This is a genomic window from Streptomyces sp. NPDC000880, from assembly GCF_053599675.1.
Genome location: NZ_JBSFMS010000040.1, coordinates 1 through 25,541 on the forward strand (window position 1 = coordinate 1; position 25,541 = coordinate 25,541).

At 68.9% G+C, this 25,541-nt stretch carries 22 protein-coding genes and 2 pseudogenes; 15 read left to right on the forward strand and 9 right to left on the reverse strand.

The genetic code is table 11. The annotated features are described in order from the left end of the window. Nucleotides 1-91 precede the first annotated feature (91 nt). Nucleotides 92-610: a hypothetical protein gene (locus ACWDO5_RS15765; protein WP_450530843.1), complete on the reverse strand. Its 519-nt coding sequence runs from the start codon at nt 608-610 to the stop codon at nt 92-94. Nucleotides 611-883: 273 nt separating this feature from the next. Between ACWDO5_RS15765 and pip the strand changes: the two genes are divergently transcribed. The 4 genes from pip (at nt 884) to ACWDO5_RS15785 (ending at nt 6,235) form a co-directional block, all read left to right on the forward strand. Continuing rightward, nucleotides 884-1,849: a prolyl aminopeptidase gene (pip, locus tag ACWDO5_RS15770; RefSeq protein ID WP_450530844.1), complete on the forward strand. Its 966-nt coding sequence runs from the start codon at nt 884-886 to the stop codon at nt 1,847-1,849. A gap of 202 nt (nt 1,850-2,051) precedes the next feature. Next, a complete protein-coding gene (locus ACWDO5_RS15775; protein WP_450530845.1) occupies nt 2,052-3,047 on the forward strand; it encodes an SCO0930 family lipoprotein in 996 nt (331 codons plus the stop codon). A 210-nt stretch (nt 3,048-3,257) separates the two neighbouring features. Further along, nucleotides 3,258-4,070 (forward strand): SAM-dependent methyltransferase, encoded by an 813-nt coding sequence (locus ACWDO5_RS15780; protein ID WP_450530846.1) that lies wholly within the window; start codon nt 3,258-3,260, stop codon nt 4,068-4,070. After that, a complete protein-coding gene (locus ACWDO5_RS15785) occupies nt 4,070-6,235 on the forward strand; it encodes a putative bifunctional diguanylate cyclase/phosphodiesterase (RefSeq protein ID WP_450530847.1) in 2,166 nt (721 codons plus the stop codon). Before ACWDO5_RS15780 ends, ACWDO5_RS15785 begins: the two co-directional genes overlap by 1 nt. A 41-nt stretch (nt 6,236-6,276) precedes the next feature. Here the strand turns inward: ACWDO5_RS15785 and ACWDO5_RS15790 are convergent, their stop codons facing one another. Beyond that, nucleotides 6,277-7,188, reverse strand: coding sequence for a LysR family transcriptional regulator (locus tag ACWDO5_RS15790; protein WP_450530848.1), 912 nt, complete (start codon nt 7,186-7,188; stop codon nt 6,277-6,279). An 83-nt stretch (nt 7,189-7,271) separates the two neighbouring features. Here ACWDO5_RS15790 and ACWDO5_RS15795 point away from each other — a divergent pair, with 83 nt between their 5' ends. The 3 genes from ACWDO5_RS15795 to ACWDO5_RS15805 are packed head-to-tail and all read left to right on the forward strand — an operon-like array spanning nt 7,272 to nt 10,679. Then, nucleotides 7,272-7,976 carry a succinate dehydrogenase gene (locus ACWDO5_RS15795; protein ID WP_450530849.1) on the forward strand — a complete coding sequence of 235 codons (705 nt, stop codon included), beginning with the start codon at nt 7,272-7,274 and terminating at the stop codon, nt 7,974-7,976. 1 nt (nt 7,977) lies between these two features. Further along, nucleotides 7,978-9,936 carry a fumarate reductase/succinate dehydrogenase flavoprotein subunit gene (locus ACWDO5_RS15800; protein ID WP_450530850.1) on the forward strand — a complete coding sequence of 653 codons (1,959 nt, stop codon included), beginning with the start codon at nt 7,978-7,980 and terminating at the stop codon, nt 9,934-9,936. Continuing rightward, nucleotides 9,933-10,679, forward strand: a complete 747-nt coding sequence (locus tag ACWDO5_RS15805; protein WP_450530851.1) for a succinate dehydrogenase/fumarate reductase iron-sulfur subunit — start codon at nt 9,933-9,935, stop codon at nt 10,677-10,679. The genes ACWDO5_RS15800 and ACWDO5_RS15805 overlap by 4 nt, the downstream gene beginning before the upstream one ends. A gap of 110 nt (nt 10,680-10,789) precedes the next feature. Here the strand turns inward: ACWDO5_RS15805 and ACWDO5_RS15810 are convergent. Continuing rightward, a pseudogene (locus tag ACWDO5_RS15810) lies at nt 10,790-10,954 on the reverse strand (LLM class flavin-dependent oxidoreductase); the annotation flags it as partial. 123 nt (nt 10,955-11,077) lie between these two features. On the opposite strand from ACWDO5_RS15810, the gene ACWDO5_RS15815 reads away from it, so the two are divergent. Continuing rightward, on the forward strand, nt 11,078-11,569 hold the full coding sequence (locus ACWDO5_RS15815; protein WP_450530852.1) for a phosphatase domain-containing protein: 492 nt from the start codon (nt 11,078-11,080) through the stop codon (nt 11,567-11,569). Nucleotides 11,570-11,628: 59 nt separating this feature from the next. On the opposite strand, the gene ACWDO5_RS15820 is transcribed toward ACWDO5_RS15815, so the two are convergent. The 5 genes and pseudogenes from ACWDO5_RS15820 to ACWDO5_RS15840 form a co-directional block, all read right to left on the reverse strand. Next, complete coding sequence (locus tag ACWDO5_RS15820) at nt 11,629-11,844, reverse strand: dodecin (RefSeq protein WP_450530853.1); 216 nt, start codon at nt 11,842-11,844, stop codon at nt 11,629-11,631. Between the two features lie 25 nt (nt 11,845-11,869). Continuing rightward, nucleotides 11,870-12,086 (reverse strand): annotated as a pseudogene (locus ACWDO5_RS15825) (GntR family transcriptional regulator); the annotation flags it as partial. A gap of 64 nt (nt 12,087-12,150) precedes the next feature. After that, complete coding sequence (locus tag ACWDO5_RS15830) at nt 12,151-13,134, reverse strand: aldo/keto reductase (RefSeq protein ID WP_450530854.1); 984 nt, start codon at nt 13,132-13,134, stop codon at nt 12,151-12,153. After that, nucleotides 13,131-13,964, reverse strand: a complete 834-nt coding sequence (locus ACWDO5_RS15835) for an amidohydrolase family protein (RefSeq protein ID WP_450530855.1) — start codon at nt 13,962-13,964, stop codon at nt 13,131-13,133. The genes ACWDO5_RS15830 and ACWDO5_RS15835 overlap by 4 nt, the downstream gene beginning before the upstream one ends. Before the next feature lie 126 nt (nt 13,965-14,090). Beyond that, nucleotides 14,091-14,414: an L-rhamnose mutarotase gene (locus ACWDO5_RS15840; RefSeq protein WP_450530856.1), complete on the reverse strand. Its 324-nt coding sequence runs from the start codon at nt 14,412-14,414 to the stop codon at nt 14,091-14,093. A 509-nt stretch (nt 14,415-14,923) separates the two neighbouring features. Here ACWDO5_RS15840 and ACWDO5_RS15845 point away from each other — a divergent pair. From ACWDO5_RS15845 to ACWDO5_RS15875, 7 genes are all read left to right on the forward strand, one after another. Continuing rightward, entirely contained in the window at nt 14,924-15,772 is an 849-nt protein-coding gene (locus ACWDO5_RS15845) for a FadR/GntR family transcriptional regulator (protein WP_450530857.1), read from the forward strand. Between the two features lie 111 nt (nt 15,773-15,883). Then, nucleotides 15,884-19,177 (forward strand): discoidin domain-containing protein, encoded by a 3,294-nt coding sequence (locus ACWDO5_RS15850; RefSeq protein ID WP_450530858.1) that lies wholly within the window; start codon nt 15,884-15,886, stop codon nt 19,175-19,177. A 49-nt stretch (nt 19,178-19,226) separates the two neighbouring features. Then, nucleotides 19,227-20,324 carry an enolase C-terminal domain-like protein gene (locus ACWDO5_RS15855; RefSeq protein ID WP_450530859.1) on the forward strand — a complete coding sequence of 366 codons (1,098 nt, stop codon included), beginning with the start codon at nt 19,227-19,229 and terminating at the stop codon, nt 20,322-20,324. Nucleotides 20,325-20,418: 94 nt separating this feature from the next. Beyond that, nucleotides 20,419-21,804 (forward strand): ABC transporter substrate-binding protein, encoded by a 1,386-nt coding sequence (locus ACWDO5_RS15860; RefSeq protein WP_450530860.1) that lies wholly within the window; start codon nt 20,419-20,421, stop codon nt 21,802-21,804. Beyond that, complete coding sequence (locus ACWDO5_RS15865) at nt 21,801-22,733, forward strand: carbohydrate ABC transporter permease (protein WP_450530861.1); 933 nt, start codon at nt 21,801-21,803, stop codon at nt 22,731-22,733. The genes ACWDO5_RS15860 and ACWDO5_RS15865 overlap by 4 nt, the downstream gene beginning before the upstream one ends. Further along, nucleotides 22,730-23,644 carry a carbohydrate ABC transporter permease gene (locus ACWDO5_RS15870; RefSeq protein WP_450530862.1) on the forward strand — a complete coding sequence of 305 codons (915 nt, stop codon included), beginning with the start codon at nt 22,730-22,732 and terminating at the stop codon, nt 23,642-23,644. The genes ACWDO5_RS15865 and ACWDO5_RS15870 overlap by 4 nt, the downstream gene beginning before the upstream one ends. A gap of 112 nt (nt 23,645-23,756) precedes the next feature. After that, on the forward strand, nt 23,757-24,680 hold the full coding sequence (locus ACWDO5_RS15875; protein WP_450530863.1) for an alpha/beta hydrolase fold domain-containing protein: 924 nt from the start codon (nt 23,757-23,759) through the stop codon (nt 24,678-24,680). Between the two features lie 121 nt (nt 24,681-24,801). Here the strand turns inward: ACWDO5_RS15875 and ACWDO5_RS15880 are convergent, their stop codons facing one another. After that, nucleotides 24,802-25,533 carry a serine hydrolase gene (locus tag ACWDO5_RS15880; RefSeq protein WP_450530864.1) on the reverse strand — a complete coding sequence of 244 codons (732 nt, stop codon included), beginning with the start codon at nt 25,531-25,533 and terminating at the stop codon, nt 24,802-24,804. Nucleotides 25,534-25,541 lie beyond the last annotated feature (8 nt).

Sequence of the window (25,541 nt, forward strand, 5' to 3'; positions counted from 1 at the left end):
GTGGAAATTCTTCCCGGCCTCGAGCGTGAACGTGTAGTGGCGTCCCTTGGGGCGACGGGCGTATCAAGGGGGGCGCGGTACGGGCAAGCCCTCAGTGCCGGCGGCCCTCCACCCGCCTGCGGACGACGAAGATGGTGGCGGTGGCCGCGGCCACTACCAGTGCGGTGCCGGCCGCGAGCTGCCCGGCGTTGAGCCCTCCGATGCTGCCACCGAGCCCGCCCCTGACGGCCCCGGGCGCGGTGGCGGTGCTGCCGATGGTCGGAGTGGACCTTCCGCCCGCGATCGTGATGTTGAACGATCCGGTCCCCTGCCCGGGGCAGTTGAACTGGACCGAGTACTGCCCGCCGACTCTGGCGTCCGAGTCGACAACGGCCGTCGTGGAGGAGCCCGGGCGGATGGTGACGGTGTCGAAGACCCCGGAAGTGGCGGTGGCCATCGTGTTGCATCCGCTGGCGGACAGAGTGACGCGCCCGCCCGGCGCGACGGTCGAGGGGCTGACGCTGAAGACGGGCGACGTCGCCTGGTTGTCGGCTGCCGCCGAGGTGGGGGCGGTCAGCGTAAGTGAGGCCACTCCCAGCAGAGCGGCGGATGCGACACGTATCGCACGCATGGACATTCCTCCGGGTCTCCGAGGGGCAGCTGCGGAACCGATTTCCACAAAATGCAGAGAATGCACCTCGATGACCGAAACGCTAAGAGGTGCTGTTACCCCCCGCGATCGCTGTCGCGCGAATGGGGTATCGATGTCCCCCGTGCGGCGCATCGCCGGGGCGTGTCACGGTGTCATTTCCGGTGCCGGGTGAGGGAGCGGCTGCGTGCAGGCGAGCGTAGGACCGGGGTGTACTGGGGACGGAAGCCGTCCGGGCAGACAGGGAGCGCAGGCATGTCCGAGCTGTATCGGCCGATCGAGCCGCACGACCAGGGGATGCTCGATGCCGGTGACGGCCACCTCGTCCACTGGGAGGTCTGCGGCAACCCTGGCGGTAAACCGGCCCTCGTCGTCCACGGCGGGCCGGGCTCGGGATGCTCCACCGGCGTACGCAGCTACTTCGACCCGGACCGCTACCGCGTCGTCCTCTTCGACCAGCGCGGCTGCGGCCGCAGTACGCCGCACGCCGCCGATCCGGCGGCTGACCTGACCCACAACACCACCGGCCATCTCCTCGCCGACATGGAACGGCTGCGGGAGCACCTCGGCATCGAGCGGTGGCTACTCTTCGGCGGATCCTGGGGCTCGACACTGCTCCTCGCGTACGCCGAGCGGCATCCGCGGCGGGTGTCCCAGATCGTCGTCAATGGGGTCACCACGACCCGGCGGTCGGAGATCGACTGGCTCTACGGCGGCGTCGGACGGTTCTTCCCCGAGGAGCACGAGCGCTTCAGGTCCGGCGTCCCCGAGGCCGACCGGGAGGGCGGTCTCGTCGCCGCCTACGCGCGCCTGATGGCGGACCCCGACAGCGGCGTACGGGAGCGGGCCGCCACCGAATGGTGCCGCTGGGAGGACGCCGTACTGTCCCTGGAACCCGAGGGCGGGCCGAGTCCCTACAGCGGCCGTCCCTCGGCCGCGCGACTGGCGCTCGTACGGATCGCCTCCCACTACTTCGCGCACGGCGCCTGGCTGGAAGAAGGCGCCCTGCTGCGCGACGCGGGTCGGCTCAAGGGAATTCCCGGCGTCCTTTTCCACGGCCGGCTGGATCTGAGCAGCCCGCTCGACACCCCCTGGGAACTGATCCGTGCCTGGCCCGACGCCGAACTCGTCGTGGTCGACGACTCGGGGCACAAGGGCAGCGCGTCGATGCGGGCACAGGTACGCGGCGCACTCGACCGGTTCAGTTCCCTGAGTGACTGACGGAGCCAGTGGTGCGGTTGAGATCAAGCCATTCCGTCTTAGGGCGAATTCCCCTGGTGGAAGAGGGATTTCGACGATTCGCGACTGCGACTGAGAAGATTTTTTAAGACGCGTTGAACACACCGCTCCCCGCTGTCCGTACCTAGGGCCATGAACGGCGCACCCAGGCGCCGAGGCAAGCTCGATGGACTCGGGAGTGGACATGAACACCTGGCGGAACGCCTCGCTCGCGGCGACTGCGGCGGCCGTACTCGCGCTGACGACGGCGTGCGGTCAGGACAAAGGCACTGAGAATCCCAATGGTCAGGCGGTAGGCGCGGCCAACCCGGCGCAGCCCGCTGACGGCGGCTATGGCTCGGACTACGGCTCCGGCGCCGCGGACCAGGCGGCCGCGAAGCCGGCCGGTCAACTGGCCGTGTGGGACAGCAAGGAGCTCGGCAAGGTCGTCACCGACAGCGCCGGCTTCACGCTCTACCGCTTCGACAAGGACACGGCCAGCCCGCCGAAGTCCAATTGCGAAGGCGAGTGCGCGAAGGCATGGCCCGTCGTGGCCGCCGGCGGCGCCTCGGCCGCCCCCGGCACCGACGCCTCACTGATCGGCGAGGTCACCAGGGCCGATGGCTCCAAGCAGCTCACCATCGACGGCTGGCCGATGTACCGCTTCGCCAAGGATGCCAAGCCCGGCGACGCCAAGGGCCAGGGCGTGGGCGGCACTTGGTACGCCGCCGCCCCCGACGGCAAGAAGGCCGCGGGTGGCGCGGGTGCCGGGGCGGGCTCCGGCGGGGACTACGGCGACGGCGCGGGCGCCGGTGAGGAAGCGGGCGGCGCTGCCGACCTGGCCGGGCTCTCGGTCCGCAAGGACCCCAAGCTCGGCGAGATCGTTGTCGACAAGAACGGTATGACGGTCTACCGGTTCGAGAAGGACTCCGCCTGGCCCATGAAGACGGCCTGCACCGGCGATTGCCTCAAGAAGTGGCCGGTTGTCGACCCCGTAGCCAAAAATGACACAGAGGGAATCCTCAAGAAGGGCTTCGTCACCTTCAACCGTCCAGACGGAATCAAGCAGCAGACCATCGACTGCTGGCCGATCTACACCTTCTCGGGCGACACCAAGCCCGGTGACACCAACGGTCAGGGCGTTGGCGGCACCTGGTACGCGGTATCTCCCCAGGGCAAGCTGGTCGGAGCGCCCAAGTAGTCCCCCACGCCGCGCGTCCGGCCCGGGCCGGCCCGTCTCACGCCCCCGCGTGATGACGGGCCGGTTGCTGTGTAACGTCGGCGTGTGACCAAGAACGGACCGCTAATTTCCATTTGGGCTGGCTCAGTTGGCGGGCGATCAGTAGCCTCGGCTCGAACACTGGCCATGGACATGGCCGAACTCCCCCGTGGCGACTTGTTGGAGACATCGATGGAGCGTCCCGCCTGGGCCCCGCAGGGCATCGACATATCGGTGCCGAGCGTGTCCCGCATTTACGACTACTACCTGGGCGGGTCGCACAATTTCGAAGTCGACCGGGAAGCCGCCCGCAAGGCTATGGAGTTCATGCCGGGCCTCCCCAAGGTCATGCAGGCGAACCGCGCGTTCATGCGCCGGGCCGTGAATTACGCGGTGAGCGAAGGTGTCACCCAGTTCCTCGACATCGGTTCCGGCATTCCGACCTTCGGCAATGTCCATGAAGTGGCACAGCAGGCCGGCGCCGAATCCCGGGTCGTGTACGTCGACCATGACCCGGTCGCCGTCTCACACAGCCGAGCCGTGCTGGACGGCAACGAGCAGGCCGTCGTCGTCTCCGCCGACCTGCGCAAGCCGCAGCAGATACTCGAAAGTCCCGAGGCGACCGGACTGCTCGACCTGGAGCGCCCGGTGGCGCTGCTTCTCGTCGCCGTACTGCACTTCCTCGAGGACGAGGACGACCCGCAGAGCGCCGTCGCGGAGCTGCGGGACGCGCTCGCGCCCGGCAGTCTCGTCATCGTCACCCACGCCTCGTACGAAGGCATCCCGGTGCCCGAGGAGCAGGCGGGCGGCGCCGTCGGCGTCTACCGGAACATACGCAACCCGCTGGTCATGCGCTCGCGCGAAGAGATCGCGCGGTTCTTCGAGGGGTACGAGATGGTCGAGCCCGGTCTGGTGTCCATGCCGCTGTGGCGGCCCGACACCCCTGCTGAGCAGGAGGACCCATATGCCTTCGCCGGCTTCGCCGGGGTGGGGCGCAAGGCGTGATGGCGCCGTCGCAGGCGGCGGGTTCCGCGGCGGACCCGGACGGCCTGGAGGACAGACTCCGCAGGTTCGCGACGATCTGGAGCCGGGCCATCTTCCCGGTGACGGCCACATCGCTGACCCGGCCTGAGGTCGAGGAGCATCTGCTGCCGCTGGCCCGGGAGTTGAGCCTCTCGCTGCACGCGCTCCCCTTCGACCCACAGGTCGCGCAGCGGGTCGGAGCCGCTCTCGTCGAGGCACACTGCACGGACCCCGAGGCGCTCAGCCGCACGCTCGGCGTCATCGACGCGTATCTGGTGCTGTACTGCGGAAGCGGTGATCCCGAGCAGACGGCCGAAGAGAGCCGGGCCCGCTGCGCGAGGCTGCAGCACGCGCTGGCCGCAGGCTTCGCCCAGGGACTGCGCGAGCGCACGCTGGCCGAGCAGGAGGCCATCGCCCGCTCCTCGCTGCTGGCCCGCAGCGACGCGATGCAGGCGCTGCACGCCACCGAGGCGCGCTTCAGCGCGGTGTTCGAGGGGGCCGCGATCGGCATCGGGATCGCCGACCTCGAGGGCAATGTGCTCGAGGTCAACGACACCCTGACGCGCATGTTCGGCGGCCTTGAGCACCATGTGCGCGGCAGGAAGGTGACCGACTGGGCGCACCCCGAAGACCGGCCGCACGTCTGGCAGTTGTACCGGGAGCTGGTGCGCGGCGAGCGCGAAGACTTCCGGGTGGAGAAGCCGTTCTTCCGCAACGACGGCACCGTCCTCTGGACCAATCTGACGGTCTTTCTGCTGCGGGACGCCGACGGTCAGCCGGAGTACCAGCTGGCGCTGATGGAGGACACCACCGAGCGTCGGCTGCTCAATCTGCGGCTGCGCTACGAGGCCACGCACGACGCGCTGACCGGACTGCCCAACCGCACGCTGTTCTTCGAACGCCTGGAGAAGGCGCTCTCCGCCGGCGACGGCGCCCGCTTCGGCCTGTGCTACCTCGACCTCGACGGATTCAAGGCGATCAACGACAGCCTCGGCCATGCGGCGGGGGACCGGTTGCTGGTGGAGGTCGCCGACCGGCTGCAGAGCTGCGCCACCGCGCCGGGCGAGATGGTTGCCCGCCTCGGCGGCGACGAGTTCGTGGCGCTGACGACCGGCCCCGACACACAGCGCGAGGTCGAGGAACTGGCCACCCGTATCCTCGCCGTACTCGCCTCGCCCATCTGTGTCGACGGCCGGGAACTCACCGTCCGCGGGAGCATCGGCATCGTCGAGGGTCCGGCCGGCGAGTGCACCACAGCCGAGGTGCTGCGCAGCGCCGACATCACCATGTACCGGGCCAAGTCCGCGGGTGGCAACCGCTTCGAGCTCGCCGACCCGGAGGCGGACGCCCGCGCCATCACCCGGCACGGCCTGACCACCGCGCTGCCCGCGGCGCTGGAGCGCGGTGAGTTCTTCATCGAGTACCAGCCGCTGGTGCACCTGGGCGACGGGAGCGTGCACGGCGCGGAGGCACTGGTGCGCTGGTGCCATCCGCAGCACGGCGTGCTCGGGCCGGACCAGTTCATTCCGCTCGCCGAGCACACCGGGCTGATCGTGCCGCTGGGCCGCTGGGTGCTCCAGGAGGCCGTACGCCAGGCCAGGTACTGGCAGGAGCGCCACTCCGACGGCGGCCCGCTGAGGATCAATGTGAACCTCTCGCCCGCCCAGCTGCACCACCCGGGTCTGGTCGCCGACACGGTCGACGTCCTGGAGCGCTCCGGCCTCGAACCGGGCGCGCTCTGCCTGGAGGTCACCGAGTCCGCGCTGATCGGCGCGGACGAGGATCTGCTCAAGCCGCTGCGGCAACTCGCCGAGATGGGCGTGGACATAGCGCTGGACGACTTCGGCACTGGCTACTCCAACCTCGCCAATCTGCGCCGGCTGCCGGTCAGCGTGCTCAAGCTGGACCGGTCCTTCACCCAGGGAATGCAGCGCCACCCGGCCGACCCCGTCGATCTGAAGATCGTCGAAGGGATCGTCTCGCTGGCGCACAGCCTTCAGCTGGCCGTCACGGTCGAGGGGGTGGAGACGGGCGCGCAGGCGCACCAGCTGCGGGAGCTCGGCTGCGACACCGCGCAGGGCTGGTACTACGCCCGGCCGGGCCCGCCGGACAAACTGCACACCCTGTCGCTGGCCGACGCGGTGTAGCGGTTCGGGCTTCACCGGGGTTCCGCCACGGACTCCCGTCCTCAATCGCCGGACGGGCTTGATTTCCGCCCCGTCGCCCGTGTGTCCAGCAGCACCCGCTGCAGCTCTCGCGCGGCGCGCGGCGGGGCGACGTCGCTGCGGTGCGCGAGCGCGATCGTACGCCGCAACCCCGGCCGGGCCAGCCGCGTGACCCGGAGACCGCGGCCCGCCCGCTCGGCCACCATGCTCGGCACCACGGCGACGCCGAGCCCCGCCCGTACGAAACCGAGCACCGCGTCCATCTCGCCGCCCTCGACGGTGAAGCTCGGCTCGAAGCCCTCCGCGCGGCACGCGGCGACCGTCAGCTCGCGCAGGTCGTAGCCGTGCCGGAACATCACCAGCGGCTGGTCGCGCAGATCGGCGATCCGCACCGGCCGGCGCGGCGCCGCGGCCGCGGCCGAAGACACCACGACCAGATCCTCCCGCAGCAGCTCCACGGTCGTCAGCGCCGGCGATGCGGGCGGCAGCGGCAGCACGATCAGAGCCAGGTCGAGGGAGCCGCGCGCCAGCTCCCGTACAAGATCGTGCGAAGCGCTCTCCTCGATCAGCAGCTGGATACCCGGATGCAGATCGTGGAAGACGCGCAGCACATCCGGCAGCAGGCCGGTGCAGAGACTGGGCGTCGCGCCGAGCCTTACCCGGCCGCGGCGCAGCTGGACCAGTTCCTCCACCTCGTGCCGGGCGGTGTTGGCGTCGGCGAGGATGCGCCGGGCCAGCGGCAGCAGCGCCTCGCCCGCGTCCGTGAGCGCGATATTGCCGCGGGCCCGGCTGAACAGCTCGGCGCCGAGCTCCTTCTCCAGTGCCCGGACCTGCTGGGAGAGCGAGGGCTGGGAGACATGGACACGCTCGGCGGCATGCGTGAAGTGCCGGGTCTCGGCCACCGCCACGAAGTAGTGGAGCTGCTGGAACTGCATGGGTTCACGATAGGGCATGCCTATGGAGATGAGCTGGATCATGTCTTGGACCTCTGGAGCCCTTCGGCCCTAGCGTTCCTCGTATGGCTCTGGCAACGCGGACGGATCGAAAACCGCCCCCCACGCGCACCTTCTGGGGATCGACGGTCGGCAAGAAGACGGTCATGGCCGTGAGCGGACTGATCATGCTCGGCTATCTGGTCGCGCATGTGATGGGCAACCTCAAGGTCTTCTTCGGCCCGGGGGAGTTCAACGCCTACGGCCACTGGCTGCGCACCATGGGCGAGCCCGTCCTGCACTATGAGTGGGCGCTCTGGATCGTCCGCGTGGTGCTGCTCGCGGCCGTCGTGGGGCACGCGGTGTCGGCGTACCAGCTCAGCCGCCGGGATCTCAAAGCCCGGCCCACTCCGTACGCGCACAAGAGGCGGCGAGCGAGCTACGCCACCCGCACCATGCGATGGGGCGGCATCATCGTCGCGCTGTTCATCGTCTGGCATCTGCTCGACCTGACAACTCTCACCGTCAATGAGAACGCCCAGCCCGGCCATCCGTACGAGAACGTCGTCGCGACCTTCTCCACCTGGTACGGCAACGTCATCTACATCGTCGCGATGCTCGCCGTCGGTCTGCACGTCCGGCACGGATTCTTCAGCGCCGCCCAGACCCTCGGCGTCGGCAACGCCACCCGCGACCGCGCGCTCAAGGCGCTCGCCAACGTCCTCGCGCTGGTGTTGACCGCGGGCTTCATCTCCGTACCCGTCGCCGTCATGACCGGAGTGGTGAGCTGAAATGAACGAGTACACCGACTACACGGCCTACGAGACCGGCGCACCGATCGCCGACGCCAAGGCCCCCGAAGGACCCATCGCAGAGCGCTGGGACCGCCGGCGCTTCGAGGCCAGGCTGGTCAACCCGGCCAACCGCCGCAAGCACACCGTCATCGTCGTCGGCACCGGCCTCGCGGGCGGGGCAGCCGGCGCGACACTCGCCGAACAGGGCTACCACGTCGAGCAGTTCTGCTACCAGGACTCGCCGCGCCGCGCGCACTCCATCGCCGCCCAGGGCGGGATCAACGCCGCGAAGAACTACCGAAACGACGGCGACTCGATCCACCGCCTCTTCTACGACACCGTCAAGGGCGGTGACTTCCGCGCCCGCGAGTCGAACGTCCACCGGCTCGCCCAGATCTCTGTGGAGATCATCGACCAGTGCGTCGCGCAGGGCGTGCCCTTCGCCCGCGAGTACGGCGGCCTGCTCGACACCCGCTCCTTCGGCGGCGTCCAGGTTTCCCGTACCTTCTACGCCCGCGGCCAGACGGGACAGCAGCTCCTGCTCGGGGCCTACCAGGCGCTGTCGAGGCAGATCGCGGCCGGCTCAGTGAATCTGCACGACCGCACCGAAATGCTCGATCTGATCGTCGTCGACGGGCGGGCCCGCGGCATCGTCGTCCGTGATCTGATCACCGGGGAGATCTCCAGCTACTTCGCGGACGCCGTGGTGCTGGCATCCGGCGGTTACAGCAACGTCTTCTATCTGTCGACGAACGCCATGAACTCCAACGCCAGCGCCATCTGGCGCGCACACCGGCGCGGCGCGTACTTCGCCAACCCCTGCTTCACCCAGATCCACCCCACCTGTATCCCGCGCACCGGCGACCACCAGTCCAAGCTGACCCTGATGAGCGAGTCGCTGCGCAACGACGGCCGTATCTGGGTGCCGAAGACGCGTGGCGATGAGCGGCCGCCCAACGAGATCCCCGAGGACGAGCGCGACTACTACCTGGAGCGGATCTACCCCTCCTTCGGCAACCTCGTCCCGCGCGACATCGCGTCGCGGGCCGCGAAGAACGTCTGCGACGAGGGCCGCGGCGTCGGCCCCGGCGGGCAGGGCGTCTACCTGGACTTCGCCGACGCGATCCGGCGGATGGGCCGGGAGAAGGTCGAGGAGCAGTACGGCAACCTCTTCGAGATGTACGAGCGGATCACTGCCGAGAACCCGTACGAAGTGCCGATGCGGATCTACCCCGCCGTGCACTACACGATGGGCGGGCTGTGGGTCGACTACGACCTCCAGACCACCGTTCCGGGTCTCTTCGCGATCGGCGAGGCCAACTTCTCGGACCACGGCGCGAACCGGCTCGGCGCGTCCGCGCTGATGCAGGGACTGGCGGACGGGTACTTCGTACTGCCGTCCACGATCAGCGACTATCTTGCCCGCAACCCCACCCCGCAGAGCGTCGACGCCTCGCACCCGGCGGTGACACAGGTGCTTGCCGAGACAGAGGACCGGCTGAGGCGGCTGCTCGCGGTGGACGGCGACCGCACCCCCGACTCCTTCCACCGCGAACTGGGCGAACTCATGTGGGAGTTCTGCGGAATGGCGCGCACGGACGAGGGCCTGCGCAAGGCGCTCGACCGCATCCCGCAGATCCGTGAGGAGTTCTGGCGCCGCATCAAGGTGCCGGGCATTGGCGAGGAGTTCAACCAGTCGCTGGAGAAGGCCAACCGCATCGTCGACTATCTGGAGCTGGCCGAGCTGATGTGCCTCGACGCACTGCACCGCGCCGAGTCCTGCGGCGGCCACTTCCGTGAGGAGTCCCAGACGCCGGACGGCGAAGCCGCCCGCAGGGACGAGGAGTTCGGCTACGCCGCGGCATGGCAGTTCGAGGGAACGGGCGCGGCGCCCGTCCTGCACAAGGAAGACCTCGTCTTCGAGTACGTCCACCCCACTCAGCGGAGCTATGCATGAAGCTCACCCTGCGCGTCTGGCGTCAGCAGAACCCCGACGCCCCCGGCGCCATGGCCACTTACGAGGTCGACGGCATCTCGAGGGACATGTCGTTCCTCGAGATGCTCGACACCCTCAACGAGGAGCTCATCCTCAAGGGCGACGAGCCGGTCGCCTTCGACCACGACTGCCGCGAGGGCATCTGCGGAGCGTGCAGCCTGGTCATCAACGGCGACGCCCACGGCCCGGAGCGCACCACCACCTGCCAGCTCCATATGCGGTCCTTCCGGGACGGCGACACCATTGACATCGAGCCGTGGCGGGCCGCCGCCTTCCCGGTCGTCAAGGACCTGGTCGTCGACCGCTCCGCCTTCGACCGCATCATCCAGGCCGGCGGCTACATCAGCGCCCCCACCGGCTCCGCCCCCGAGGCCCACGCCACGCCGGTGTCCAAGCCCGACGCCGACTTCGCCTTCGAGCACGCCGAGTGCATCGGCTGCGGCGCCTGCGTCGCGGCCTGCCCCAACGGCTCGGCGATGCTGTTCACCTCCGCGAAGATCAACCATCTCAATGTGCTGCCGCAGGGCGCGCCCGAGCGTGAGACGCGGGTGCTCGACATGGTGGCGACGATGGACGAGGAGGGCTTCGGCGGCTGCACGCTGACCGGCGAATGCGCGACGGCCTGTCCGAAGGGCATTCCGCTGTCGTCGATCGCGGCCATGAACAAGGAGTGGCTGCGCGCCACCCGGAAGGTGCGCCGCTAAGGCCTTGCGCGTATCCGGCCGCCTTCCAAAGCACGCCCCAGCTGTGTTGCCCTGCGCCACACCTCCCCGGCGCAGGGCTTCGGGCAGCTCCTCCAGCCGCCCGGCGAGGCCTCGGCGGCCTTCTTGTCCCGGCCCAGCGCCCTGCGTATCCCGTCCGTGAAGCCCACCGAACGGCCGAGCCCCATGCCGATCCGGCCGGGGAAGAGCGATTCGAGCACCCCGAACTGCTCGGCGCCGACCAGAGGTTGATGGTTCGGCAGCGGCGGGCCCGTCGTATCCCTCGGGGGTGCGGGAACGGCCGAGTACGGACCGCCGGGTGGACGCGATCACTGAGCTCGCACCCAGTTCAACGCGCTCACCGCAGCAGGATGCCCCCGGCCTTGCCTAGGGTGGGGGCTGTGACGCGAAACAGCAGGCCACTGGCCATATTCGACCTGGACGGGACGCTCGCTGACTCCGGGCACCGGCAGCGCTTCCTGGAGCGCAAACCGCGCGACTGGGACGCCTTCTTCGCGGCGGCCCCCGACGACCCGCCGCTGGCGAAGGGCATCGAGATGTGCCTGCAGGCGGCCGAGGAGTGCGAGGTCATGTACCTCACGGGCAGGCCGGAGCGGTGCCGCAGGGACACCCTGACCTGGCTGGCGGAGCAGGGACTGCCCGAGGGCAGGGTGTTCATGCGGCGCAACGACGACCGCCGGCCCGCCCGGACGACCAAGCTGGAGATCCTGCGGCGGCTGGGCCGCGACCGGGAGGTCCGGATGCTGGTGGACGACGACCAGTTGGTGTGCGACGACGCGGAGCGGGCCGGTTTCCGGGTTGTACGGGCCGGATGGGCGGCAGGTACGACTGAGGCGATGAAGGACGCGCAGGAACGGGAGGGCCGCACCTGATCCGTCGTACGTGCCGGGCCGGGCGGTCGTACGGTCCCGGTGGTCTACGCGTCCGCCGGTCAGTCGCCCTCGTCGAGACGGAAGCCGACCTTGAGACCGACCTGGTAGTGCTCGATCTCCCCGTCGAGGATATTTCCGCGGACCTGCGTCACCTCGAACCAGTCCAGTCCCCGCAGAGTCTGGGACGCACGGCTGATGCCGTTGCGGATGGCGTCGTCGACGCCCTCGTGGGAGGTGCCGACGATCTCGGTGACCCGGTAGGTGTGATGTGACATGTGTGTCGCACTCCTCTCGACGCGTTCACTCCACCGTGCCCCACCAGGAGTCAGTCCGCGAGGCGTCGGGGGCCGGACGGTCGTCCGCGGCCGGGCCGAGCGCCGGCCGCGAAACGACGCGGTACCGGTCGCCGCGGTAGAGGGACCGCACGGTCGAGCACCAGAGCGGGGGAGAGGACCGGGACGCCGAGCAGCTCGTCCTCGTCCTCGCTGAGAACGGTCGGCTCGATCGACCGCACGGCCCGGGCGGCGCATGAGGTCAGGTGGCGCATGGTCCCGGCGCGTCGACGGTGTCGCGACCGGGTACTACCAGGCTCCGTCATCGGCCTCTTCGGCGGCTGCGTCGAGGTCCGACCACGTGGCGTCGGTCAGGTCGTTGCCGGCCCAGCGGGCGGCGGACCTGACCTCGTGGGAGGAACGGAACCCCGCGACCACGCCGGCCACGGCAGGGTCGCACAGCGGGAAGCGGACGGCGGCGTGGGGGAGGACGGTGCCGTGCCGGGCGCAGACGTCGGCAAGGCGCCGGGCACGGCGCAGCACCGCGTCGGAGGCGGGACCGTAGTCGAAGGCAGCGTTGTCGGGAGGGCAGGGCCGGCTGAGCAGACCGGAGTTGAACGGCGCTGCGGCGACCACCGAGACACCTCGCTCAGCACACGCCGCCAGCAGCGGGCGAGCGGTGCGGTCGATCAGAGTCCACCGGCCGGCCACCATCAGGGCGTCCACGTCCGCTTCGGCGACGACCCGCAGCAGTGGGGCGACGGTGTTCATGCCGACGCCGACGGCGCCGATGACGCCTTGGTCGCGGAGGGCTACCAGGGCGGGCAGTGCCTGGTTGATGGCGGCGTCCAGGTGATCGTCGGGGTCGTGGACGTAGACGATGTCCACCCGGTCCAGGCCCAGGCGGGTCAGGCTGCCCTCCAGGCTCCGCAGGACGCCGTCACGCGAGTAGTCGGGGCGGCGGATCAGCGTGTCCGGTACGGCGAAGCCCCCCGCGGCCAGGTCGGATCCGGTGGGTGCGGGGTGGGGTTCCAGCAGGCGACCGACCTTGGTGGAGACAGTGAACTCCGCCCGTGGCCGGTGGGCGAGGGCCGCGCCGAGCCGCCGTTCGGACAGTCCGAGGCCGTAGTGCGGGGCGGTGTCGTAGTAGCGCACACCGACGTCCCAGGCGGCGTCGACCGCGGCACGCGCCTGGTCGTCGTCGAGCGGGGTGTAGAGATTGCCGATGGGGGCGCCGCCGAACCCCAGGGAAGTGACGCGGACACTCGTACGGCCGAGCCGGCGGGCCGTCACGCGGCGATCCCGTACCAGCGCGCGGCCGTCGTGCCGAAGACCGCCTCGCGCTCGTCGGCGCTCAACTGGTCGGTGAGCGTCTCGGCGAGGGCCAGGACGTCGTCGTAGCCGGCCGCGAGCAGGCAGACCGGCCAGTCCGAGCCGTACATGAGGCGGTCCGGGCCCACCGTCGCGAGCAGTACGTCCGCGTAGGGGCGCAGAGCACGGGCGGGGGCGGCCTCGGTCCGGGTGACCAGGCCGGACAGTTTTACGGCGACGTTGGGGCAGTCGGCCAGATCGGTCAGCAGCGAGGTCCACGGCTCCAGGCTGTCCGTGCCGACGATCGGATTGCCGGCGTGGTCCAGAACAAAGCGGACGTCCGGCAGTTTTCGTACGGTCCGGACGGCAGCGGCCAGTTGGTCGGGGCGGACGAGCAGGTCGTATACGAGGCCCGCGGCTCCGACCGCCTCGATGCCGCGGCGGACCTCGGGACGCGCCGTCCAGTCCGGATCGGCCTCGTCCTGGATGCCGTGCCGGATGCCGACGAGTGCGGAGCCACCGGGCAGCTCGCGCAGTTCCGCGAGGCGGTCGGCGATTTCGGGGTCGGTCAGGCTCGTCCAGCCGACGACCGCCCGGACGTGCGGGTCCTTGGACGCCAGGGCGAGCAGTTCCGGTGTCTCTTCCGGCACGGCGATGGTCTGTACGACGACCGTGGTGTCGATGGCGTTCCCGTCGAGCGCCGGCCGCAGTGCGGCGGCGGTGAAGGTCCGGCGCAGGGCAGGCACGCCGCGGGTCCACGGCTGGTCGCGCACTTTGAGGTCCCACAGATGGTGATGAGCGTCGATGCGCACCGTTCGATCCTTTGAGTTGGTGGACGGATTTTCGGACGGGAGCCCGCGCCCACCGCCCGGGTGGGGCGCGGGTCCTGATCTCTGCGGGCGGCGGCGCGGGCGCGGCCCCGGGCGGGGTACGTGCGCTCAGTCGAGGTGGAAGATCTCCTCGGCGGAGGCCCACCACTGCCCCTCGGACACGCTGTCCAGCGGCTGCTGGCACGGGTCGGTCAACGCCCACCACTCGCGGGAGACCGGGTCGGCGGCGATCACCGCGGTGTCGGCGCTGTAGTCGGTCCCCGTGTACTCCAGGTAGCTGAACAGCAGGCCGTCCCGCAGGAAGATGGAGTAGTTGCCGATGTTGGCCCGCTTGAGGGCCGCGAGCACGCCCGGCCACGCGGCGGTGTGCAGTTCGCGGTACTCCGACTCCTTCTCGGGCCGCAATCGGATCACGGCGGCGAAGCGCTGCACCCGCTCAGCCCTCCTTCCGTAGCCGTAGCCGCATTCCGTCCATGCCGACGACGGGGCGCAGGTCGTGCCACGCCCCGTCGGCTCCGGATGTCAGGGGGTGTTCGGCTCCTGTCGTGCCGTGCCGTGCCAGTCTCATAGCGGTCTCTCCCACGGGTGTGCGCTCACAAATCCCGCCGCGTGGGGCACCGGCGGGCCGCACGGCCCCGCGCTCCGATCGCGGCTGGCGCCGGACTGCGGGTCCTGGTGGCAGCCGCACTGAACGCCCGTCCCGGCGCCGCCGTGCTCTCCATGGAAAAGGATCTGCTTCATCCGACATGCAGGACCATAAGGATCAGATCCCTTCCGGGCAATAGGTCCGGCTGGATATCCCTTTTGGTGTGATAAGTAGGGGTTATGAAGGGTGGTTGGAGGAAGTTGTCCTGGGACTCTTTCCAACCTGTAACGCAGATGTCATAGTTGCCCCGCCGATGAACCTGATTAATCTGAATCTGTAAGAGGAGGGTTACGCCTTGGCAGCCCCATCACAGGCCCCTGGCGAAGGGGATGACGACGCGTCGCGTCGCTACCGGCCGGGTTACGAACTGGTCGCCGAGCAACTGCTGAACTACATCGCCGAGCAGAACCTGCGGTCCGGGGACCGGCTGCCCACTGAACAGGGCCTGGCTGAGATCCTGGGCGCCTCCCGCAACGTCACCCGCGAGGCGGTGAAGGTCCTGGCCGCCATCGGCCGGCTGAGTGTGCGGCGTGGCGCGGGTATCTTCGTCGCCGACTCGACCGGCGGGCTGGCGGACGACCAGCTCACGCACTTCCGGCCGACGAGCATGGAAGACGTCCTGATGCTTCTGGACTACCGGACGGTGATCGAGTCGGAGACGGCGCGCCGTGCCGCCTCCCTCGCCACGCCGATCGAGGTCCGGACCATCCGGGAGTGCGCCGAGACATCACTGCTGGCGGCGCGGGCGGCCGACGGGTACGCCTTCGCCAGGGCCGACACGGCGTTCCACGACTCGGTGGGTGCCGCCGCACACAATGTGTTTCTGAGATCGAGCGTCGCCAACGTGCGGCGTTTCGCGTCACAGTCCGATGTGCTGCTCTTCCACGGCGACGTTCCCGGGTCGCTGGAAGTGGCCGCGCAACAACACCTCGCCATAGCTGAGGCGGTCGCCGCGGGGGAGGCCGGTCTCGCCGCGGAGCTGATGGTGGAGCACATCGCCACCACTCAGAGCCAGTTCGAACGAAAGATCCGCGACCGGCTGTTCAACCTTGACGGCCGCGGCGCCTCCGGGGCGCCAGTGCAGCCGTCGAGGAGCACCGGTGCCGCGGACGAGCCACCGTCCCCGGAGACGTCCGCCTCGTAAACCGGCATCACGCCGGTGCCACGGGCCCGCGGACCGAGCCACCCAACGCCAGAGGAACCCGGAGGACGACCGGGTTCCCAGACGTCACTTCATTCAGGCGATTGGATTTCCGTGTCTGTACCGTCTGCTCGTAAACGCATATCCGTACCGCTCCGAAGAGCGCTGGTAGCCGCTCTGTCCCTGGCCACGGTGGCGGCGCCGCTGGCCGCCGTGCCGGCCCAGGCGTCCCCGTCGAAGGTGTCGGGCCTGAACATCTATGTCTCGCCGACCGGCCGGGACTCCGGCTCCGGTACCGCCGCGCATCCGTTCAAGACGCTGGAACACGCGCGGGACTACGTGCGTAAGGCCAAGACGAAGGTCTCCGGCGATGTCCATGTGCGGCTGATGTCCGGTACGTACCAGCTGAGCCGTACCTTCAGCCTCACCGCCCAGGACTCGGGCAGTGACGGGTCCCGGGTCATCTATGAGGCCGCCCCCGGTGCGAAACCGGTGATCAGTGGCGGCAAGCAGATCACCGGATGGACCCCGGCCGACTCGTCGGGGCAGGTCTACAAGGCCAAGGTGGGCGACCTCGACACCCGCCAGCTCTACGTGAACGGCGAGCTGGAGACCCGGGCGCGCAGCGAGAAGAACCCGTCCGGCTTCAACAAGACTTCCACCGGCTACACCTTCACCGACACCGGCATCAGCGACTACCAGCGTCCCTCGGACCTGGAGGTCGCCAGCGCCTGGGGCTGGAAGCTCATGCGCTGCGGTGTGGAGTCGATCTCCGGCAACGCGATGACGATGGAACAGCCCTGCTGGGACAACGCCCATCTCCAGCAGGGCCAGGAGATCCAGAATCCGACATGGCTGGAGAACGCCCGCGAGCTGCTGGACACCCCGGGCGAGTGGTATTTGGACCAGGGCGCGGGCGAGATGTACTACATGCCCAAGGCCGGTCAGGACCTGTCCACCGCGACCGTCACGGTGCCGCTCGTGCAGGACTTGGTCGACCTGAACGGCACCAGGGCCGATCCGGTCACCGATGTGTCCTTCGAGGGCATCACCTTCTCCTACTCCACCTGGCTCGCCCCCAGTTCGCCCGACGGCCTCATCGAGGGCCAGGCGGGCTTCCGGATGGTCGGCGAGGACAACCCTGACTTCGACTCCACGCGTCTGGAGTGGCAGAAGACGCCCGGAGCCGTCAACGTGAGCTACGGCCACGACGTCAGCTTCGAGGGCAACACCTTCACCCACCTCGGCGCTGTCGGCCTGAACCTGAACACCGGCACCCAGGGCACCGACATCACGGGCAACGTCTTCCGCCAGATCGCCGCCACCGGCATCCAGATCGGCGGCACCGACGTGGTGGACCACCACCCCGACGACCCGCGCGACATCACCAAGAACACCACGGTCGACAACAACGTCGTCACCAAGGTCGCCGACCAGTACAACGGCTCCCTGGGCATCCTGGCCGCCTACACCGACCACACGGTGATCACCCACAACAAGGTCTACGACCTGCCCTACAGCGGCATCTCCGTCGGCTGGGGCTGGGGCCTGACCGACAAGGGCGGCGACACCAACTACCCGGGCAACTCCGGCGTACCGATCTGGGACACCGACACCACCAGCCGGGACAACATCGTCACCAACAACGAGATCTACGACATCATGAAGTCGCAGGCCGATGGCGGCGCCATCTACACTCTCAGCACCAACCCCGGCGGCGTGGTCTCCGGCAACTACATCCACGGCGTCCCGACGCACGCCTACGGTGCCGTCTACCACGACGAGGGCAGCCGCTACTGGCAGAACACGGGCAACGCCTTTTGTGACGTGGCGTACCAGTGGCTGCTGATGAACCACGGCATGGACATCACTGCCACCGGCAACTTCACCACCCAGCCCGCGTTCACCACGCAGGCCAACAGCACGGGCAACAACGTCAGCGGCAACATCACCGTCGGCTCCTGCCACCAGCTCCCGGCCTCGATCGTGAACAACGCCGGCCTCCAGCCGGACTACCGTCACCTCGACCCGGGCCCGGACGTCACCGACAGCACGGCGCCCACCGCGCCCGGCACCCCGGCCGCGGTCGCCGGCTTCCCGACGGTGGTGGACCTCAACTGGTCGGCGTCCACCGACAACACGGGCGTCACGGGCTACTCCGTCTACCGTGACGGCAAGCTCGTCAGCGCCTCCGGAAAGACCTCGGTGCGCCTCTCCGGCCTGACGGCGGGCGAGACGTACAGCTTCCAGGTCACCGCCCGTGACGCGGCCGGCAACGAGTCCCCGAAGGGCGGGGCAGTTGAGGTCACCATGCCCTCCAACTCCGACCTGGCGCTGAAGAAGCCGGTCACCGCCTCGTCGGATTCGGAGGGAAACATCCCCGAGAAGGCCGTGGACGGTGACCTGTCCACCCGCTGGGCGCAGGGCCTCGGCCTGCCCGACCCGTCCTGGATCCAGGTGGACCTCGGTGCCCAGTACGACGTGAACGGCGCGATCACCACCTTCGAGAAGAGCAGCGGTTACAAGTACCGCATCGAGGTGTCGGCGGACGGGGTCAACTGGGAGACGCTGGAGGACCACACCTCCGCGAACACCACGGCGTCGACCAACTACGCCCACACCGCCGAGCCGGTCCCCGGTCGCTTCGTGCGGCTGACGGTCACCGGAACCAGCGGGAACGGCGGCAGCGTCTACGACTTCCAGGTCTACGACACCCCCGCGGCACCCAGCTCGGACAACACGGCCCCCTCGGTCCCCGAACAGCCCGACGTCAAGCCGCTGTTGCCCAGCCTGGTGGAGCTTGACTGGCCGGCTGCGACCGATGACACCGGCGTGACCAGCTACGTCGTCTACCAGGACGGCGAGCGGATCGCCGTCACCGACGCCACGACTCTGCAGGTCTCCGGCCTGACCCCGGAGACGGAGTACTCCTTCACCGTCGTGGCCCGCGACGCCGCGCTGAACGCCTCCGAGCCCAGCGAGGCGGCCGTCGTCACCACGCCGGCCGACAACGACCTGGCGCTGAGGAAGCCGGTCACCGCCTCGTCGTACTCGGAGGACAACACCCCTGAGAAGGCGGTGGACGGCGACCTGTCCACCCGCTGGGCCCAGGGCCTGGGCCTGCCCGACCCGTCCTGGATCCAGGTGGACCTGGGCAGGGACACCGCGGTCTCCAGCGTGGTGACCACCTTCGAGCTGCCCAGCGGCTACAAGTACCGCCTGGAGTACTCGACCGACGGGACGACGTGGTCCATGCTCGACGACCACACCTCCGAGAACACCATTTCGAAGGCCAACTACTCGTTCGCCGACGAGCCCGTCACCGCTCGCTATCTGCGGCTGACCGTCACCGGTTCGAGCTGGAACGGCGGCAGCATCTGGGGGCTCCAGGTGTACGGCGACTTCTAAGCCGTACGCACCCCCGCCCCGGCACGCTCTCACAGAAACGAAAGCCAGGATGAAGATCACCCACGTCGAAGTACACCGGATCGATGTTCCGGCGGCCAGCCCGCCCTTCAGCTGGAGGGACGGACTGAGCGGAAGCGCTCCGGTGGGCGACGGCGCGGTCCTGCGCATCGGCACCGACGAGGGAGCCGAAGGGGTGGCCCTGTTCGCCAGACCGGGAGCCTTCACCACCCTGCAGGACCTGGTGGAGCGGGTCTTCCGTGAGGAACTGGTCGGAGCCGACCCGTTCCAGCGGGAATGGCTGTGGCACAGGGTGTGGGAGCTGGACCGCATCCACGAACTCCCGCTCCCCACCCTGGGCCTCATCGACACCGCGCTGTGGGACCTGGCCGGCCGGTACTACGGCGAGCCGGTCTGGCGCCTGCTCGGCGGCTTCCGGGAGTCGATCCCCGCGTACGCCTCCACCTCGACGTTCTCCAGTATCCCGGAGTTCCTCGACGTGGCGGACCAGTGCCTGGAACTGGGCTACCGCGGAATCAAGCTGCACGCCTGGGGCGACGCCCGCCGTGACGCCGAGCTGTGTCTGGCGCTGCGCGACCACGTCGGCCCGTCGATCCCCCTCATGTACGACGGATCGGCCGGCTTCGACCTGCCCGATGCGATCCGCCTGGGGCGGGCGCTGTCGGAGGCGGACTACCTCTGGTACGAGGAGCCGATGCGCGAGTTCAGCATCTCCGCGTACCAGCGGCTGGCAGCGGCGGTCGACATACCGCTGCTGGTGGCCGAGACCTCCGACGGAGCGCACATGAACTCCGCGGACTTCATCACGTCCGGCGCCGCCACCTTCGGGGTGCGGGCCGGCACCACGCTCCGGGGCGGGATCACCGGCGCCATGCGCACAGCACACCTCGCCGACGCCTACCGGCTGCGTGCCGAGGTGCACGGTTCGGACATCCCGAACCACCACCTCTGCATGGCCATCTCCAACACCACCTACTACGAGTCCCTGGTGACCGCGGCGAAGGTCGTCCGCGAGCGCCATGTGGACGACCAGGGCCTGGTGCACGCCCCCACGGGGCCAGGCATAGCCCTCCCACTCGACTTCGGCTACGGCAGCGAACTGCAGCCCTTCGTCGAGCACCCGCGCTGACCGGGCGGTGGCCGTCCGCCCCGACGGCCACCGCACCCGGTGCCCCCACCGGGCGCGTTACCTGTCCCACGCAAGAAACAAGAAAGGCAAGACGATGAGGTCTTCCGGATCTCCGAGAGCCGGCCGACGCCGCACAGTGCTGCGCACTGCGGCGGCCGCGCTCTCCCTGGCCACGGCCGCTGTGCTGGCCGGTTGTGCCAGCGCCGACACCTCCACCGATTCCTCCTCCTCGGGTTCGGCGTTCAAGCCGGTCACGCAGAAGGACGGCTCGCAGATCACGGTGTGGGCCGACTCGACCCGGCTGCCGTCGGTGCAGGCGTACCAGAAGTCGCACCCGGACGTGAAGATGAAGATCGTCACGTACGACGGCGGCGCCGACGGCTCCACATATCTCCAGTCGAAGGTGCAGCTGTTCGACCGGACCGGCAGCGGCTGGCCGGACGTGGTGTTCGGCCCACCCACCGACATGACCTGGGCGTCCGAGCCCACAAAGCCCGGCGCGCAGCCGTTCGCCGCGCCCCTGGACGACAAGCTCGTACCGCAGAGCACGCTGGGCGGCTTCGCCAAGGGCTCCCTCGCGCCCTGCCAGTTCAACGGCCACACCTACTGTCTGCGCAACGACATCGCGCAGGTGGTCCTCTGGTACAACAAGAACCTCATGGACAAGTGGGGATACAAGGCCCCCACCACCTGGGAGGAGTACGCGGCCCTGGGCAAGCAGGTCGCCAAGGAGCACCCCGGCTACCTCGTCGGCTCGGTCGGCGACACCAACTCCCACGAGTCGTACTTCTGGGCCGGCCAGTGCCCGGCGTTCAACCTGGTGAAGCCGGACACCCTGCGCAGCGACCTGCAGGACCCGAAGTGCACCCGGATGGCGAAGCTGCTGGACGGGCTGATCTCCGCCAAGGCCGTCACCACCAAGGGCTTCTTCAGCCAGGGCTTCGCAGAGGACAGCGGCGACAAGGTCCTGATGGCGTACGGCCCGTCCTGGTACGGCCAATACCTCTTCAAGACCGCGTTCAAGACCCCGGCCAAGCAGATAGCCGCGGCGTCCCCGCTTACCTGGAAGGGTGAGACCACGGCCGCCACCGGCAACGTCGGCGGCGGCCTGTGGATGGTGTCCTCGCACAGCGCCAACCTCAAGGCGTCCACGGACCTGGCCACCTGGCTGACCACCTCCAACGAGAACCAGGCGTCCGCGCCCACCTACCCGGCCTACACCAAGGCCGCCGAAGCCTGGCTGGCCAACCCGGCCAACAGCGAGTACTTCGCCAACGACGTGAGCAAGCCCTTCCAGGAGGCCGCCAACGAGGTGTGGACCGGCTGGTCGAACACCAAGTTCTCCGACGCCACCGCCTGGTCCAGCGTCGTACTGCCCGCCCTGACCTCGGGCAAGAGCCTTACTTCCACCCTGCCGGCCTGGCAGGGGGAGATCAGCAACCAGGCAAAGGCCGAGGGATACCAGGTGGTCAACGAATGACATTGCTGGAGACCGAGCGTGTCGCCGTCTCCCCCCTCCGCCGCGGCACCGAGCCGCGGCGGAGGGGCCGCGGCCTCGCGGGCTACCTCTTCGTCGCCGGCTACGCGCTGCTGCTGCTCGCGTTCGGCGTCTTCCCCACCGGCTACTCGTTCTACCTGGCGCTCAGCAACGACCAGGGTCAGTTCACCGGATTCAACCAGTTCCTGAAGGTCGCCCAGGACTACCGCTTCGTCCCGGCCTTCACGAACATGCTGATCTACCTGGTCATGTGGCTGGTCGTCCTCGTCGTCCTGGTCGTTCTGGTCGCGGTGGTCCTGCGCAGCCGGGTGCGGCCGGGCACATCGGCGCTCTTCCGCTTCCTGTACTACATTCCCGGGGCCCTCGCCGGCGTCGCCAGCGTCCTGGTCTGGCTGTTCATGCTGGACCCGGACGTCAGCCCGGTGTCCTGGATGCTCAACAGCATGGGAATGTACAGCTTCGCGGCCGTGCTCGCGCCCGGCAACCTGCCGCTGATCCTCATGCTGATCGCCTTCTGGACCGGCGCCGGCGGCTGGATGGTCGTGATGTACGGGGCGCTGAACAACATCCCGGACGAGGTGCTGGAAGCCGCCCGGCTCGACGGCGCGGGGCCCTGGCGTACCGCCTGGCACGTCCAGATCCCGATGATCCGGCAGTGGATCGTATACATGACGATCATGGCCTTCGCGACCGGCACCCAGCTGTTCGTCGAGCCCCAACTGCTCCAGACCGCCAGCCTCGGCCGGGTGAGCCCCACCTGGTCGCCCAACCAGCTGGCCTACGTATACGCCTTCCAGCAGGGCGACTTCAACGGCGCCGCCGCCATCTCCGTCTTTCTGCTGGCGCTGGGACTCGTGGCCGCCGGGCTGCTGGTCGCCCGATCGAACCTGTTCAAGTTGGACGAGAAATGACACAAACCATTCTCCCCTCGGCAGCGGCGGGCCGGCGTGTCCGGCCTTCCCGGGCCGTCTCCTTCCTGGTTGTGGGCCTCCTGCTGGCCGTGCTGCTGGTGTTCTTCGTGCTGCCGGTGATCTGGCTGCTGCTCGCGCCGTCGAAGACCGCCGGCCAAGTGGTGCAGGACAACCCGTTCTCCTTCGGCTCGTTCCAGCAGATCGGCACCGCCTGGCAGCACCTGTTCGACTTCCAGGACGGCGCCATGGCCACGTGGCTCCAAAACTCGGCGATCTACGCCGGTGGATCGCTCATACTGACGCTGGCCGTCAGCGTGCCGGCCGGCTACGCGCTGGCCCTGACGAAGTTCCGGGGACGCAAGACCCTGCTGACCATCACCCTGGTCACGATGATCATGCCGCAGGCCACCCTGGTGCTGCCGATCTTCCTGGAGCTCAACCGCTTCCACCTGATCGGCACCGTCTGGTCCGTGATCCTGCCCTTCTCCTTCTATCCGTTCGGCGTGTACCTGGTGTACATCTACTTCGGGAGCAGCCTGCCCAGGGACCTGCTGTCCGCCGCGCGGATCGACGGCTGCACGGAATGGCAGCTGTTCTCCCGCATCGCACTACCGCTGGCGAAGCCGGTGGTCGGGCTGGTCGCGTTCTTCAGCTTCGTGGGCAACTGGAACAACTTCTTCCTGCCGTACCTCGTCCTGCCGAACAGCGAGCAGTTCCCTGTCCAGGTGGGCCTGAACCAGCTGCTGACCTCCACGCCGTCGTTCAACCCGGTGGCTGGTGCCGGTCTGAACGTCACCATTCCGGAACTGGCCCTGGCGATTCTGGTCGCCATCCTGCCCGTTCTGGTGCTCTTCCTCTTCTCGCAGCGCACGCTGGTGTCCGGGATGCTCGCCGGAGCGACCAAGGAATGAGCGCCATGCGCGTCGCACTGTTCCTCACCTCCGTCCGCGCCTGAGCCTTACCGGCGCCGTGCGCCGGTCGACGCGCGACGGGCTCCCTCACCCAACGACACCTGGAGCAGCCTTGGAATCCGAGCCCGGCCGCATCACCTGGCCGCCGCCCGAGCTTGCCGTACCGCCGGTGCAGCTACCACCGACCGCTCCCGTCACAGGCGCCGACGGCGTGCGCCGATACGACGGGCTGAGCTACGCCACCAACTCCGGTTACCGGCCGCGCCTGCTCGACCTGTCCGTGCCCGCGGCGGCCGAACCCGCCGCCGTGGTGGTGTGGATTCACGGTGGCGCCTGGATGGAAGGCGACCGGCGCTACCCACCGCCGACCGTGAGCGCAGACCTCCTGTTCGGCTCTCTGCTGCGGGCCGGACTGGCCGTCGCCACCATTGACTACCGCCACGCCCGCGAAGCCCCGTTCCCCGCTCAGCTGCACGATGTCAAGGCGGCCATCCGCTACCTGCGCCACTACGCCGGGCCGCTCGGGATCGAAGGGACGCGGATCGGCGTGTGGGGCGAGTCGGCGGGCGGTCACCTGGCCGCGCTGGCCGGGCTGACCGGCGCGGCTCACCCCTCGCTCGAAGGCACGGAGGGGATCGCGGAGGGCGACACGACGGTCGCGGCTGTCGTGGACTGGTACGGGATCGCCGATCTGGGGGCGCTGCTGCCGGACAGACCCGGCCCCGACGACCCCTTCGTGACCTTTCTGGGCGGCGACCCGGCCGACCGGCCGCGCCTCGCGGCGGCGGCCAGCCCTGTCAGCTACGCGCGGTCACCGGCGCCGCCCTTCCTTCTGGTCCACGGGACCCACGACACGCTCGTCCCCTTCGAGCACAGCGAGCGCCTGGCCGGAGTCCTGCGGGCCGCCGGCAACCACGCGGAGGTCGTCGCCGTACCGGGTGCCGAGCACATCTTCCTCAACGCCGATGTCGCACCAGTCGTCGCCCACAGCGTCGCCTTCCTGGCCCACCACCTGCGCCGTCCCGCGACCGAATGAGCCGCGGGTGCCAGGAGCGCTGGGTTTCAGCCCCTGCCGCAACGACCGGTGGTCGAGCGGACTTTCGGCCGGCTCAAGCGGCACCGCCGCCCGGCCGCGACTATGAAGCCCTGCGCAACCTTCAAAGGCGGCCGGGATGGCCGGTAGCCGGGGGAGTCTGGTCCGCGTGCAGGTCATGGTGGACGGCCTTTGCCACGCCCTCAACCGTATCCATGCCATAGTCCCACCCCACCCCGGGCGACTCGCCTTCAGGGACCCTGTTGTTCTCGGTGAGGACCACGAGGCCATAGTCGTAGGCACGGCCGGTGAACACACTCATGCTGTTGACCTTCCAATCCCCGTGGTCCCAGGGGTCCTTGAGCCTGGTTTTGGAGCGCTGAAGCCACCCGTTCTTGACCTGTACGGCAGCGTCCGAGGGAGCCCCGGCGGGCGTTCCCCACCGCTGATCCTTCTGCACGTCACGCATGAGACGCAGGATGTAGGTGCGCTCTTCGGCGTTCAGGACCGAGTCGTCCTTAGCGGTGAGCAGCTCAAGCAGTTTGGCCTGGTCTCTTGCAGTGACCTGAGTCAGACCCATGAAGCCTGCTTCGTCGAGGACGGTGTTCTTCATTCCGGCCTTGTCCAGGAAATTCTGGATCCTTTTGGGCCCCAGGCTGTCCCACAGGGTGTACGTCGCGTCGTTGTCCGAGCTCACGATCATCTGCCTGGCCAGGTCCTGCTCATCATTGGACAGTTGGACGCCTCTGTCCAGGAGTAGAGCCCCCAATATTATTGGCTTGACTGTGCTCGCAGAGTCGTAGTGCTTGTCCGCGCCGTACGTGCAGGAGGTATGGCTGGTTCGGTCATACAGCACCACCGAGG